The following is a 14587-nucleotide window of genomic DNA, read 5'->3' on the forward strand; positions in this document are numbered from 1 at the left end:
GTCCCGTCATCCGTCGGGCGCGGCAGAACCCAAGTTCGACCGGACACCGCCGCGATCGAATGCCGGGGTGGGGGCTTGCGTTTGGTTTACCTATGCGGATATAGACTAACGTATACGTCAATCCAGACCTGCTCGAACGAAGCGCTTCCGAAGAGAGCGACGCAGGAAGGGGGGAACATGTCGGCCACCCACGATGATGGCGGTTGCAGGCAAGCAGCCGCACCCTCGGCACCACGTCTGTCCGCCAGTGAGCCGAACACGTTGCCGGAGGTATTCGACCGGGCCGTGCGTCGTTTCGCGGACAGGCCGGCGCTCGATTTTTTCGGGCGGAAGTGGACCTATCGTGACGTCGGCGAGCTGACCGATCGCGTGGCCGAGGGCCTCATCCGCCTCGGCGTCGGACACGGCGTTAAGGTCGGTCTGTGCTTGCCGAACTCGCCGTATTCGGTGGTGTTCTACTTCGCCATTCTCAAGTCCGGCGGAACCGTCGTCAACTACAATCCACTCTATACCCCGCGGGAGTGCCTAGCGCAGATCCTCGATTCGGACACGACGATCATGGTCTTGCCCGACATAGAACGGGTCTATGGCCCCGTCGCCGCCGTGGCGGATGAGGCCGGTCTTCGCCATCTGGTCGTCTGTCCGTTTGCGGATGCTTTGCCCTTCGGCCGCGGCGTTCTCTATCGGCTGTTCAAGCGGACGGAAAAGGCCCGCGTTCATGACGATGCGCGGCACGTTTCCTTCTCGAAGCTGCTGTCCGGCCGCAGCGCTACCCAGCGACGTCCCGCACCGCGTCCGGACGATGTCGCGCTGCTGCAGTACACCGGCGGGACGACCGGCGTGCCCAAAGGTGCGATGCTGACCCACGCCAATCTCGCCGGAAACGTTCGTCAGTTGTCGCCCCTGATGCAGGGCGGAGGGCTGCGCGACGGACAAGAGCGAGCGCTCGCCGTGATCCCGCTGTTCCACGTCTTCGCGATGACCGTCGCGATGAATCTGGCCCTCGATATGGGCGCCCAGATCGTCCTCGTTCCGCAATTCAAGATCGAGGAACTCCTCGCCACGATCGCACGAACAAAGCCCACGTTCTTCCCGGCCGTCCCGACGATCTTCGCGGCGATCAACAAGGCGGCGGAAACGGCCGACGTCGATCTCCGCTCCATCCGTCTGTGCATCTCGGGCGGCGCGCCGCTGCCCGCCGAGGTCGGGGCCCGTTTCGAGGCGCTGACGGGATGCCGGCTGTCGGAAGGCTATGGGCTGACGGAGAGTTCGCCCGTCGTCAGCGTCAATCCGTTCGACGCCCGGCGTCGCGCGGGTTCGGTCGGCCTGCCACTGGTGGACACGACCATCGAGATCCGGGATCCGAACTGCCCCGATCGGCTGATGCCGGCTGGCGCAAAGGGCGAAGTCTACATCCGGGGCCCGCAGATCATGGCGGGTTACTGGCGCCGTCCGGCCGACTCCTCTGAGGTTCTGGTCGACGGGGCGCTCAGGACCGGGGACGTGGGCTACCGCGATCCGGAGGGATTCCTGTTCCTCGTCGATAGGATCAAGGATCTCATCATCTGTGGCGGATACAACGTCTATCCGCGCCAGATCGAGGATGCACTGTACGAGCACGAGGCCGTCGAAGAGGTGGTCGCGATCGGCATCCCGGATGCGTACCGCGGCGAAAGTCCCAAGGCGTTCGTGAAGCTGCGCGCCGGGTTCCCGACGACGCCCGATGAGCTTCGCGCCTTCCTCTCCGAGCGTATCTCGAAGATCGAGATGCCCAGGGAAATCGAGATCCGGACAAGCCTGCCGAAGACCGCGGTCGGCAAGCTGTCGAAGAAGGAACTGATCGCGGAGGAGCGCGAACGGGCCGGGCTGGCGGCCATGAACAGGCGGGCTTCGGCATGATGTTGACCCTAAGGACCCTCGGGGCATACGATGACGTTCTTCACGAAAAGGCCGTCTGTGTCCGAAACGCTGTACACCGTGACCCAACTCGCCACGGAATTGGGGGTTACGGCGAGGACGGTGCGCTTCTACGAGGACAAGGGGCTGCTGACCCCGCAGCGCGCCGGGAATACCCGCATCTTCGCCCATCGCGACAAGGTCCGGTTGATCCTCATCCTACGGGGCAAGCGGTTGGGCTTCTCGCTCCGCGAGATCAAGGAATATCTCGACCTCTACGCGGCCGATCCGACCCAGAGAGAGCAGTGGCGCGACCTTCTGAAGAAGGTTCAGGGCCGGATCGATCAACTCGTCGATCAGCAGAAGGCGCTCATCGAGACGCTCGGCGAACTGGAGAAGCTCAGGCTTTACGCTCTGGCCGGCCTCGACGACGCGGAGCCCGACAAGACGCGGCGCGCGCGCTAGCAAGGGCTCGCAAGAACCGTCGCCGGTCTCGCGACGAAGAACTGCTGCGCACCGAGGATTCAGTCGGACGCAGCGCCGGCCTGCCCGCGGGATGCCACCGCCGGGCGCCGGCAGGCTTTCCGGCCGCATCCCCGGGACTGCATCCCGCCCTGGAGGCGTGGGTCGGGCCGCACTTCACAAGCCCATGCGCCCAGGGCTTCGCGGAGGCGATGCGGCTGCCCGCAGCCGCGACGTCGCCGGCGCTCTCTCATCGTAGTCTTTCCGGGAGGTAAACATGACCGACATCGTCATCGCGGGCTATGCCCGCTCGCCCTTCACACCCGCGAAGAAGGGAGCGCTCGCCCGGGTCCGTCCCGACGACCTCGCCGCGCAGGTGGTGCGCAAGCTGGTCGCCGACATCGGGATCCCCTCGAAGGACATCGAGGACCTGATCGTCGGCTGCGCCTTCCCCGAGGGCGAGCAGGGCTTCAACATCGCCCGCCTGATCGGCCTGATGGCCGATCTCGACCTCGGCGTCGGCGGCGTCACGGTGAACCGCTTCTGCGGCTCGTCGATGCAGTCGGTCCACATGGCGGCGGGGCAGATCGCCCTCGGCGCGGGCGTGGCCTTCGTCTGCGCGGGTGTGGAGAGCATGAGCCGCGTGCCGATGATGGGCTTCAACCCGATGCCGAACCCGGCTCTCCATGAGAAGCGCCCCGGCGCCTACATGGGCATGGGCGACACCGCCGAGAACGTCGCCCGCCGCTGGGAGATCTCCCGTGCGGATCAGGAGGCCTTCGCGGTGGCGAGCCACCACAAGGCGGCCAAGGCGCAGGGAGAAGGGCGGCTTGCCGCCGAGATCGTCCCGATCGCCACCAAGGGCGGCACGGTCGAGACGGACGGCTGCATCCGGGCGGATGCCAGCGCCGAAGGTCTCGCCAGCCTCAAGCCCGCCTTCCAGCAGGACGGCTCAGTCACCGCCGGCACGTCCTCGCCGCTGACCGATGGCGCCTCGGCGGTGCTGGTGTGCAGCGCAGGCTTCGCGAACCGTCACGGGCTGAAGCCGCTGGCGCGGGTCGCCTCGGTCGCGGTCGCGGGCTGCGAGCCGGAGATCATGGGCATGGGTCCCGTCGTCGCCTCGCGCAAGGCCTTGGCCCGGGCGGGCATCGCCGCCGACGCCCTAAGCGTGGTCGAGCTGAACGAGGCCTTCGCCTCCCAGGCGCTCGCCTGCATGCGCGACCTCGGCCTCGACGAAAAGATCGTCAACATCGACGGCGGCGCCATCGCGCTCGGCCATCCGCTCGGCGCCACAGGGGCCCGCATCGTCGGCAAGGCGGCCTCGCTCCTGTCCCGCGAGGGCGGTCGCTTCGCGCTGGCCACCCAGTGCATCGGCGGCGGCCAGGGCATCGCCACCGTTCTGGAGCGCATCTGATGACCGGGATCCGCAAAGTCGCCGTCATCGGCGCCGGAGTCATGGGCGCCGGCATCGCCGCCCATGTCGCCAATGCCGGCATGCCGGTGCTCCTCATGGACATCGTCCCCGAGGGCGCCGCCGGCCGGAACGCGCTGGCCGAGGGCGCCATCGCGAAGCTGCTCAAGACCGAGCCCGCCGCCTTCATGTCCCCGCGGGCCGCCAAGCTCGTGGAGACGCTCAACGTCGAGGACCATCTCGACCGCCTCGGCGAGGTCGATTGGATCATCGAGGTGGTGATCGAGCGGCTTGACGCGAAACAGGCGCTCTACAAGCGGATCGACGCCGTGCGCCGGCCCGGCACGGCGGTCTCGTCGAACACCTCGACCATTCCGCTGGACGCGCTGGTCGAAGGGATGCCCGAGGCATTCCAGCGAGACTTCCTCATCACCCACTTCTTCAACCCGCCGCGCTACATGCGGCTTCTGGAGATCGTGACGGGGCCGAAGACCGATCCGGCGCTCGCCCAGACCGTGGCGGACTTCGCCGACCGCAAGCTCGGCAAGAGCATCGTCCGCTGCAAGGACCGGCCGGGTTTCATCGCCAACCGGCTCGGGATCTTCTGGATCCAGAACGCCATCGCGGCGGCCGACGACCTCGACGTGCCGGTGGAGGAGGCGGACGCGGTGATGGGCCGCCCCTTCGGCATCCCGAAGACCGGCGTGTTCGGCCTCGTCGATCTCGTCGGGCTCGACCTGATCCCGCACACCACGAAGAGCCTGCGGGCGGCCCTGCCGCCGGAGGACGCATTCCACGCCACCTATCGCGAGATGCCGGTGGTCACGAAGCTGATCGCGGAGGGCTTCACCGGCCGCAAGGGCAAGGGCGGCTTCTACCGCCTGAACCGGAAGGACGGGCAGAAGACCAAGGAAGCCATCGACCTAAAGACCGGTGAGTACAGGCCCTCCGCGAAGGCCGACTTGCCGGCGCTGAAGGAGGCCAAGGGCCCGCGCGCGGTGCTCGACCTGAAGGGCCGCGCCGGCGACTACGCCTGGAAGGTGATCGGCCCGACGTTGGCCTATGCCGCCGGGCTCGTCGGCGAGGCGAGCGACGAGGTCGCCGCCATCGATGAGGCCATGCGCCTGGGCTACAACTGGAAGTGGGGGCCGTTCGAGCTGACCGACAGGATCGGCGGTGCCTACGTGGCCGAGCGGCTGGCGAAGGACGGCCATGCCGTCCCGCCGATCCTCGCCGGGCTCAACGGCCAGACCTTCTACCGGGTCGAGAACGGCCGTCGGCAGGTGCTGCAGGCCGAGGGCGGCTACAAGGATGTCGTCCGCCCCGAGGGCGTTCTGCGGTTGGAGGACATCAAACTGTCCGCCAAGCCACTCCTCAAGAACGGCTCCGCCGCCCTGTGGGATATCGGCGACGGCGTGGTCTGCTTCGAGTTCATCTCGCAGTCGAACGCGCTGGACGAGCAGATCATGGTCTTGCTCGGCAAGACCATCAAGCTGATCAAGGATAAGTACAAGGCGCTCGTCGTCTACAACGAAGGCTCGAACTTCTCGGTCGGCGCGAATCTCGGGCTGGCCCTGTTCGCCGCCAACATCGCCGCCTGGGGCGAGATCGAGAAGCTGGTCAGCCTCGGTCAGCAGACCTACGGTCAGCTGAAATACGCGCCCTTCCCGGTGGTGAGCGCCCCCGCCGGCATGGCGCTTGGCGGCGGCTGCGAGATCCTTCTGCACAGCGATGCCGTGCAGGCCCATGCCGAGAGCTATATCGGCCTCGTGGAGGCGGGCGTCGGGCTCGTGCCGGCCTGGGGCGGCTGCAAGGAGATGCTGGCCCGCTGGCAATCGTCGCCGAAGCTGCCGAGGGGGCCGATGCCCGCCGCCGCCAAGGTGTTCGAGACGATCTCGACCGCCACGGTCGCCAAGTCGGCGGAGGAGGCCCGCGACCTCCTGTTCCTGCGCGAGAGCGACGGGATCACCATGAACCGCGACCGGCTGCTCGCCGACGCCAAGGCCAAGGCCCTGTCGCTCATCGAGGGCTACGAGGCACCCAAGCCCGTCACTGTGACGCTGCCCGGCCCCGCGGGCGGGGTCGCCATGCGCATGGCGGCGGAGGGCTTCGCCCGTCGCGGCATCGCCACCAAGCACGACCTCGTCGTGGCGGGGGAACTGGCCTCAGTGCTCTCCGGGGGCGAGGCCGACATCCTGGATGCGCTGGACGAGGATGCAATCCTCGAACTCGAACGTGACAGCTTCATGCGCCTCGTGCGGACGGAGGCGACCCTCGACCGGTTCGAGAGCGTGATCGAAACCGGCCGGCCGGTGAGGAACTGACCCGATGCAGACCTACAAGGCTCCCTTGCGCGACATGCGCTTCGTGCTGCACGAGTTGCACGCCGACGCCCAGCCCCTGCCGGGCCTGGAAGACTTCACCCCCGACGTCGCCGACGCCATCCTGGAGGAGGCCGGCAAGTTCTGCACGGAGCGCCTGCTGCCGCTGAACGCCTCCGGCGACGAGGAGGGCTGCTGCCTGGAGAACGGCGTCGTCCGTACGCCGAAGGGCTTTCCCGAGGCGTACAAGGCGTTCCGGGAGGGCGGCTGGACCGCCATGGGCGCGGACCCCGCCTATGGCGGCCAGGGCCTGCCGGCGGGCATCAACAAGCTCGTCGAGGAGATGATCTGCTCCACGAACCTGTCCTTCGGCCTCTATCCCGGCCTCAGCCACGGGGCCTATCAGGCGATCGAGGGCCACGCCTCGGAGGAGCTGAAGGCGGCCTACCTGCCGAAGCTCGTGGACGGCACGTGGTCCGGCACGATGTGCCTGACCGAACCCCATTGCGGCACCGATCTCGGCCTCCTGCGGACCAAGGCCGTGCCGCAGGACGACGGGTCCTTTCGCGTCACCGGCTCGAAGATCTTCATCTCGGCGGGCGACCACGACCTCACCGAGAACATCATCCACTTGGTGCTGGCCAAGATCCCCGACGCGCCCAAGGGCGTGAAGGGTATCAGCCTGTTCCTCGTGCCGAAGTTCCTGCCGCGGGCGGACGGTTCGCCGGGCGAGCGCAATGGCGTGACCTGTAGCGCCCTTGAGCACAAGATGGGCATCAAGGCCTCGGCCACCTGCCAGATGTCGTTCGACGACGCCACGGGTTGGCTCGTGGGCGAGCCGCACAAGGGCATGCGCGCGATGTTCACGATGATGAACAGCGAGCGCCTGTCGGTCGGCATCCAGGGGCTCGGCGCGGGCGAGGCCGCCTACCAGGGCGCCATCGCCTACGCGAAGGAGCGCCTCCAGGGCCGCGCGCTCTCGGGCGCCAAGCGGCCGGACCTGCCCGCCGACCCGATCCTCGTCCACCCGGACGTGCGGCGGATGCTGATGACGATCCGCGCGTACAACGAGGGCTGCCGGGCGCTCGGCGCCTGGGTCGCCCGAAGCCTCGACGTGATGGAGCACCATCCCGATCCGGCCGAGCGGCGGCGGGCTGAGGATTTCTCCGCCCTGATGACCCCCATCGTGAAGGCGCTGTTCACCGATCTCGGCTTCGAATCGGCGAGCATCGGCATGCAGGTCTACGGCGGCCACGGCTTCATCCGCGACCACGGCATGGAGCAGTACGTCCGCGACGCCCGGATCTCGATGATCTACGAGGGCACAAACGGCATCCAGGCCCTCGACCTCGTCGGCCGCAAACTCCCGGCCCATGCCGGCCGCTACCTGCGCAGCTTCTTCCACCCGGTGCTCGCTGCCCTGGACGAGGCGATCGAGGACGACGACCTCGCCCCCCTCGCCCAGCCCCTGTCGAAGGCCTTCGGCGCCCTACAACTCGCCACCGCTCACATCGCCCAGCGGGGCCTCAAGGATCCGGAGGAGGCGGGTGCCGCCGCCACCGAGTACCTGCGTCTCTTCGGGTTGGTGGCGTTGGGCTACATGTGGCTGCGCACGGCCAAGGTCTCCCACACCGCGCTCGAGGCCGGGACGGACGAGCGCGACTTCTACGAGGCTAAGCTCGCGACGGCCCGCTTCTACATGGAGCGCATCCTGCCCCAGGTCGCGGGCCTGCTGGCGGCGGTGAAGTCCGGCAAGGGCGCGATGATGGCGCTCGACGAGGCGATGTTCTGACGGGAAGCTTCCTCGGCCGAAAACCGGGCGGGGGCATTCATTCGAGGCGATGCGGAGAAGAGCAATGGCGGATCTCGGGCAACTGGTCGATTGCATCGAGCAACGGTCGGAGGCGCTCAGTGCCCTCGGCTACCGGGTCCGGTTCGATCTCACCGATGGCGGCAGCATCCTCGTGGACGCGACCGGCGGCGGCGTGAACGTCTCCACCGGCGAGGGCGGCGAGGCCGATACGGTGATGAAGCTGAGTTCCGACAACCTTCTTAAGCTGGTGCGGGGCAAGCTGAGCCCGACGATCGCATTCTCTACCGGCCGCCTCAAGGTCCAGGGCTCGCAGGGCGTGGCGATGAAGCTCGCCGGTCTTCTCGATCAGTGATGCGTGCGCTGGAGGTGACGCCGGTCTGCGCGTGCAGCCATCGAAGATCTTCAGGAGAGACAGGATGAAGGTTCTTGTGCCCGTCAAGCGGGTTGTAGACTACAACGTCAAGATCCGCGTAAAGGCCGACGGCTCCGGGGTCGAACTCGCTAACGTCAAGATGTCGATGAACCCCTTCGACGAGATCGCCGTCGAGGAGGCGATCCGGCTCAAGGAGAAAGGCCAGGTCACCGAGATCGTGGCCATCTCGATCGGCCCGCAGGCTGCGCAGGAGACTCTGCGCACCGCGCTCGCCATGGGCGCCGACCGGGCTATTCTGGTGAAGACCGACGTCAACTGCGAGCCGCTCGCGGTCGCCAAGCTCCTGAAGGGGGTCGTGGAAAAGGAGAATCCCGAACTCGTCATCCTCGGCAAACAGGCGATCGACGACGATTCAAACCAAACCGGGCAGATGCTCGGCGCCCTGCTCGGCTGGCCGCAGGGCACCTTCGCGTACAAGATCGAGTTCGGCGAGGGCAGCCTCGACGTGACCCGCGAGGTCGATGGCGGCCTGCAGACCGTGACACTGACGCTTCCGGCGATCGTCACGACGGATCTACGCCTGAACGAGCCGCGCTACGCCTCCCTGCCAAACATCATGAAGGCGAAGAAGAAGCCGCTCGAAGAACTCGCGCCCGACGCGCTCGGTGTCGATGTGACGCCGAAGCTCACGGTGCTCAAGACTGCTGAGCCGCCGGGCCGGTCAGCCGGCGTCAAAGTCAGCTCCGCGGCCGAGCTGGTACAGAAACTCAAGGTCGAGGCCGGCGTCATATAAGTCTACGCAACCGTGGCCGCGCTCCCGCTACGGTCGAGCGCGGCCCGCACACACAGGGGTTCGCACGCACATGACCACACTTCTCTTCGTCGAGCACGGCAACGGCCGGATCAAGGACGGCACGCTCAAGGCGCTGACCGCCGCCAAGACTATCGGCGCACCGATCCACGCCCTCGTGCTCGGTTCCGGATCGAAATCCGTGGCGGAAGCGGCCGCCAAGCTCGACGGCGTCGAGAAGGTGCTCGTTGCCGAGGATGCGGTCTACGATCACGATCTCGCCGAGCCGGTCGGGGCTTTGATAGCGTCGATCGCCGACCCCTACGAGACGGTCATCGCCTCGGCCTCGACCACGGGCAAGAACGTGCTGCCGCGCGTGGCCGCCCTGCTCGACGTGGCGCAGGTGTCGGACATCATCAAGGTCATCGCACCCGACACCTTCGAGCGGCCGATCTACGCCGGCAATGCGATCCAGACCGTGCAGACGCCGACCGGCAAGCGTGTGATCACGGTGCGCACCGCGGCCTTCAAGGCCGCCGAGGAAAGTGGAGCCGCGGCCCCGATCGAGCCGGTCTCCGCCGCCGCGCCTGACGCGGCCCGTTCGAGCTTCAAGGGCGAGGAGATCGCCAAGTCCGACCGCCCGGAGCTGGCCTCCGCGCGGATCATCGTATCGGGTGGCCGCTCGCTAGGATCGTCGGACAAGTTCCATGAGTTGATCGAGCCCCTAGCTGACAGCCTCGGCGCGGCGGTGGGTGCCTCGCGCGCAGCCGTGGATGCCGGCTACGCGCCGAACGACTGGCAGGTCGGCCAGACCGGCAAGGTCGTGGCCCCGGACCTCTACGTAGCGGTCGGCATCTCCGGCGCGATCCAGCATCTGGCCGGCATGAAGGACTCGAAGATCATCGTCGCGATCAACAAGGATGAGGACGCGCCAATCTTCCAAGTTGCCGATTACGGCCTCGTTGGCGATCTGTTCCAGGTCGTCCCGGAGCTGCGATCCGAGATCGCTAAAGCTTAAAGCTAGAGGCTCATTCAGTAAGCAGGTCCCGGCGGCACGCCAAGTGCAGATCGTCGTCGGGACGGCGGCGCCGCGGTCATCGTGAGAAAGCCCGGGCGTTGGTCGCGCTACCCATGGCGAAAGCCAGCGTGGCGGCGGCGATCTGCGCCGTGCCATGGGCCTGGCCCCGCGCATTCCGGGCCGCCAAGAGAGCCCTCTGCGCCTCCAGCGCCGCCGTGATCGTCCCCGCGCCGCTGCGATAGGCAGACAGGGTCGCGTCGTAACTGACCGCGGACGCTGCCACGAGCGTGGTAGCGGCGCGGAACGCGGCGAGCGCGCTCTTCAGCGCGTCGACCGACACGACCACTTCCCGCGCCGCGTCCTGCTGTAGGCGGATGAACGTGTCCTCGGCCTGCGCGGTCCGGGACCTCGCCTCTTCGAGGCGCGCGGCCCGCACGCCTCCGTCGAAGATCGGCACGGAAACGCCGCCGAGCACGGTGACGTTGCTGCTTCCTGGCGACGTGCCAAGGGCGGAGCTCCCGACGTTCCCCACGATGGGCAACGACGTCACGCTCAGCCGGCCGTTCACGGAGTTCCCCGAGACCGACGTGAAGACCTTCGGCAGGAAGTCGGCTTCCGCCGCGGCGACGCCGGCGCGGCTGGCCTGTGCGGTCGCGACCGCGACCTGCAGGTCCGGCCTGTGGCGCAGGGCCGTTCCGACGAGCGTTTCCAGGGGGGCACCGACCAATGGGGGCAGAGGATGGACGGAAGCGTCCTCGACGCGGATCCGCGTGACCGGCGACACGCCCATCGCGCCGATGAGGCCGTTGTAGGAATCCCGCTCGGCGTTCCGGCCCTGGACCAGGTCGAAGTCGGCCTGGGCGAGCATCTGCTTGGCCTGCGCGACCTCGACGGTGGTCCCGACGCCCTGGTGCAGGCGGCTCTCGGCGGCGTCGAGGACGGCCCGCGCGTCACGCTGCGACGCACCCGCGATGCGGACGCGCTCGCGGGCGGCGCCGAACTCGTAGAACTGCCGCCCGACGTCATAGATGATCTTCTGGTGGACGGCGTTGAACGAGATGTTCGAGGCGAGCGACAGCTTGCCGGCCGCCTTCGCCAGCGCGTCACGCTGCCCGAAATCGAACAGGAGCCACTGCAAGGCTGCCGTCGAGACCGTGCCGGTAGCCTCGGTCCCGAGGTTGCCGGTCCGGCCGGTGAGCGGCAGCGTCTGGCTCGACGAGGTATACTGATACCCGCCGAGGACCGTGGCGGTGACGACCGGCAGGTAGCTCGCCTTGACGATGCCGACCGCCAAAGCCGCCTGCCGGGCCTGCTCCCATGCGATGCGGGTCGTCGGGTTCGTGGTCTGCGCGATGTCGATGAGTTCCGGCAAGGTGTGGACCCGGACGGGGTCTGTGGCCGGCGGCGGTTGAACGACCGCGAGCGCAGGCCTGGCCGGGAGACCGAAATCGACCTCGCTCATCTCGATGGGCGCCGGTGCGCCCGGCGGCACGAAGGGCGTGCCGGGCGTCGCCGGGGCGAGGTCCAGGGACGACGTCGCGCATCCCGCCGTGAGGAGGACGGTCGCCAGACCGAAGGCGCGACGGAGTATCCTAAGCATGTGCGTGACGCCTCGCTGCGTCCGAACGGAGCGTCCGCCACGCCTCGGCGAACCCGGCCACGTCCGGGGCGCCCCTTGCGGGCGCTTCGGGGTCGTCCGCCTCGTGCATCGCCCCGTCCACGGCAGCCGCCATGGCTCGGGCACCGGCCATGGCGGGGGGGCGGTGCTCCGCGGCGAGCGATCCGATGCGGGCCGCGCGCTCGTAGAGACGCTCCCCGGCGTCGAGCATGTCGGTGGCGGGCCGCGCCCGTTCGGGGCCGTCGCCCGGCTCGTAGGCCAGGGCGTCGATCTGGTCCCGCAGGCGCTCCAGGGCTTCCAGCGCGCCGGGGTCGGAACGCTGGCCGACGGGACCGGTCTCCTCCCTCGCCACGAGGCCGCGGATGCCGGCGAGGAAGCGGCGCACCGTCGCCTCCACCTCCGGCAGGATCGAAACGGGGTAGAGCCGGGTCGCCACCAGGAAGATCACGAGGTCGCCGAAGACGATGCCGATGATCCTGTCGCGGGCGACGGTCAGATCCGTCTTCAGCGCGAAGCCCTGCAGCACGCACAGGCAGAACGCGAAGGCGATCTGGATGCCCATGTACGAAATCCGCTCGCTGCCGACGACGACCCACGCGCTCGGCAGGACGACGGCGGCGACGACGACGAGCAGGCCGGTGATGCCGTCGATGTGCGGCAGGACGTACACGAGGGTCGCGAGGCCGAGCGTCGCGCCGATCAGGCAGCCGGATAGGCGCAGGACCAGCTTCCGGTTGGTCTCGCCGACCGTGAGCAGCGACCCCACGAAGCACGTGATCATGCAGGTGTGGATGCCCGGCCAGTCGAGGATGGCGTAGGTGAGGTAGCAGGCCATCGCCGCCAACGTCGTCTTCAGCGCGTAGCGGACGTGGTCGGGGTTCGAGAACGCGTCGGGTTTGAGGAATCCCGATTTCGCGACCTTCGGCTTCGCTGCGGCCCGGCCGCTCGCGAAAGCCTCCTCCGCTTCCGTGACCAGATCCCCGAGGGCGTCTCCCGGCTGGACGGCCGGCCTTGCGCCCCCTGTCGTCGGTCGCCCGTGTTCGACCGTCTGCGCCAGGTCCCGGCACCGGGCGCCGAGGTCGGGACGGTCCGTGGGCTGTCCGGCGCCCCCACCGGCGGCAAGCCTGATCAGGAGCGCCCGACTGACGGGCATCAGGGCGCCCAGCCGCGCCGCCGACGTCCGCTTCAGACGGCCCAGGAGACCGGCCAGACGTACCAGCTTCCGGATCGCGCCATCGTCCAGGTCCACGACGCGAATGGCATCCGCGCGGCCCGGGTCCTCGAAGCACGCGGCAGCGAGCCTGAGGCGTTCCGCCAGCGCCTCCCTCGCGAGCCGCTCCGGATGCCGGCCGAAGGGCAGGTTGAAGGCGATCAACACCGCGAGCGGCATCATCGAGAACTGCAGGGCATAAAGCAGGCCCCGGGTCACGAGCTCGCCGTTGGCGCCCTTGCCGAGCAGGTCGATGCCGTAGGCGAGGACGAGGCCTATCGTGTTGCCCAGGGCGCCGAGCTTGCTCGCCGAGGCTAACCAAAGGATGCCGAACGACAGCAGGACCATCGCGGCGACCCGCGCCTGGGGGAAGTCCAGGGTCAGGATCGCGACGGCGAAGATGATCCCCACGATGATGGGCAGCAGCACCGAGAGGGCGATGCACATCAGGACGGTGGTCGCGCTGTCGGGCTTCTGCAGGAAGAGGACGAGGAAGACGCTGACCGCGGTCTCGGGGACCTTGAAGGTCATCGATGCCAGGACGACGAGCACGGACACCGCGGTCACCCGCAGGGCCATCCCGGTGCGGCCTGGGAAAGGCGCCAACTCGGCGAGGAGGGGCGACGGGCCGCGTGCTTCAGCAGTCGCCATCGCGGGGTATCCTGACGATGGCGCTGGCGCCCAGCCGGGCGAGATCCTCCGGCGGGTTCTCCAGCTTCACGCGCACGGGGAACCGCTGGGCGACGTGGACCCAGTCGACGGAACGGACGACGATGGGGACCGAACGCGGCAGGTTCACCCGGTCCTGTCCCGAGACGCCGTAGCCGATGCTGTCGACGCGTCCCTTGATGGGCACAGTCCGGTCGATCATCGAGTACACGACCGCGCACCCGCCGCCCCGGATGCGGTTGAGTTCGGTCTCGCGGAAGTTGGCGACGGCGAACCACTCGTCGGTGACGATCAGGGTGAAGAGCGACTGGCCGGGGGCGACGAATTCCCCCGACTTGACGGTGAGGCCGGTGACGCGGCCTTCGTGGGGCGCCTTGACGACCGTGTTCGCGAGGTCACGCGCCGCCAGGGCCGCCGTGGCCTTGCGGGTCTCCAGGTTGGCCTTCGCCGATTCCGTGTCACCGACCGCGCCGCGGGCGGCGGCGGCCTGCTGCATCGCCTGGGTCAGGCTTGTCTCGGCGTTGCGTTTGGCCGTGGCGGCATCGTCCACCTGCTGATCCGACACGTACCCCTTCGGATGCAGCGGCTTGATCCGCGCCAGGGTGTTCGTGGCCAGTTCGAGGTTTGAACGGGCGCGCACGACCTGCTGATCGGCGATCTCCACGTTCGCCCGCTCGGTGGCGACGGCCCGGGTCTGGCTCGCGAGCAGGCCCTCGCCGGCCTTCACCTCGGCCAGGGCCGCCTCCAGGCGCAGGCGGTAGGGCTCCGGGTCGATGCGGAACACCACCTCGTCCTTCCGGACCAGTTGGTTCTCCTGCACCGGCAACTCGACGATCCGTCCCCCGACCGAGGCGGCCATGTGGACCACGTCCGCATCGATGGACGCATCGTCGGAGGTCGGGTTGTGCTGCGTCGCGCGGTAGTAGCTCCAGCCTACGCCGACCGCCGTGAGGATGATCGCGAGGGCGACGAGCCTGCCGAGGAGTGCCTTAACCATGCGGCCGCA

At 68.3% G+C, this 14587-nt stretch carries 11 protein-coding genes; 8 read left to right on the plus strand and 3 right to left on the minus strand.

Annotation, left to right across the window (positions count from 1 at the left end; translation table 11 throughout):
• Positions 1-177: 177 nt before the first annotated feature.
• The 8 genes from FVE89_RS20390 (at position 178) to FVE89_RS20425 (ending at position 10084) form a co-directional block, all read left to right on the plus strand.
• Entirely contained in the window at positions 178-1899 is a 1722-nt protein-coding gene (locus FVE89_RS20390; protein ID WP_089231099.1) for a long-chain fatty acid--CoA ligase, read from the plus strand.
• Between the two features lie 57 nt (positions 1900-1956).
• Complete coding sequence (locus tag FVE89_RS20395; RefSeq protein WP_244573430.1) at positions 1957-2361, plus strand: MerR family DNA-binding transcriptional regulator; 405 nt, start codon at positions 1957-1959, stop codon at positions 2359-2361.
• Between the two features lie 274 nt (positions 2362-2635).
• Positions 2636-3772, plus strand: a complete 1137-nt coding sequence (locus tag FVE89_RS20400) for a thiolase family protein (RefSeq protein ID WP_059409521.1) — start codon at positions 2636-2638, stop codon at positions 3770-3772.
• On the plus strand, positions 3772-6093 hold the full coding sequence (locus tag FVE89_RS20405) for a 3-hydroxyacyl-CoA dehydrogenase/enoyl-CoA hydratase family protein (RefSeq protein WP_043074400.1): 2322 nt from the start codon (positions 3772-3774) through the stop codon (positions 6091-6093). Before FVE89_RS20400 ends, FVE89_RS20405 begins: the two co-directional genes overlap by 1 nt.
• A 4-nt stretch (positions 6094-6097) precedes the next feature.
• Entirely contained in the window at positions 6098-7882 is a 1785-nt protein-coding gene (locus FVE89_RS20410; RefSeq protein WP_059409522.1) for an acyl-CoA dehydrogenase C-terminal domain-containing protein, read from the plus strand.
• Between the two features lie 64 nt (positions 7883-7946).
• Complete coding sequence (locus FVE89_RS20415; RefSeq protein WP_043074401.1) at positions 7947-8255, plus strand: SCP2 sterol-binding domain-containing protein; 309 nt, start codon at positions 7947-7949, stop codon at positions 8253-8255.
• Between the two features lie 64 nt (positions 8256-8319).
• The gene (locus tag FVE89_RS20420; RefSeq protein ID WP_059409523.1) at positions 8320-9069 is read left to right on the plus strand and encodes an electron transfer flavoprotein subunit beta/FixA family protein; all 750 of its coding nucleotides are present in this window, start codon (positions 8320-8322) and stop codon (positions 9067-9069) included.
• A gap of 70 nt (positions 9070-9139) precedes the next feature.
• Positions 9140-10084, plus strand: a complete 945-nt coding sequence (locus FVE89_RS20425; RefSeq protein ID WP_043074428.1) for an FAD-binding protein — start codon at positions 9140-9142, stop codon at positions 10082-10084.
• 76 nt (positions 10085-10160) lie between these two features.
• Here the strand turns inward: FVE89_RS20425 and FVE89_RS20430 are convergent, their stop codons facing one another.
• Genes FVE89_RS20430 through mdtN form a run of 3 tightly spaced genes read right to left on the minus strand, consistent with a single transcriptional unit; the run spans position 10161 to position 14578 of the window.
• Complete coding sequence (locus FVE89_RS20430) at positions 10161-11684, minus strand: TolC family protein (protein ID WP_244573431.1); 1524 nt, start codon at positions 11682-11684, stop codon at positions 10161-10163.
• Complete coding sequence (locus FVE89_RS20435) at positions 11677-13563, minus strand: FUSC family protein (RefSeq protein ID WP_083461035.1); 1887 nt, start codon at positions 13561-13563, stop codon at positions 11677-11679. Before FVE89_RS20435 ends, FVE89_RS20430 begins: the two co-directional genes overlap by 8 nt.
• Complete coding sequence (gene mdtN, locus FVE89_RS20440; RefSeq protein ID WP_043074402.1) at positions 13550-14578, minus strand: multidrug transporter subunit MdtN; 1029 nt, start codon at positions 14576-14578, stop codon at positions 13550-13552. Before mdtN ends, FVE89_RS20435 begins: the two co-directional genes overlap by 14 nt.
• Between the last annotated feature and the right edge of the window lie 9 nt (positions 14579-14587).

It is taken from the genome of Methylobacterium sp. 2A, assembly GCF_009806555.1.
Taxonomy (GTDB): Bacteria; Pseudomonadota; Alphaproteobacteria; order Rhizobiales; family Beijerinckiaceae; genus Methylobacterium.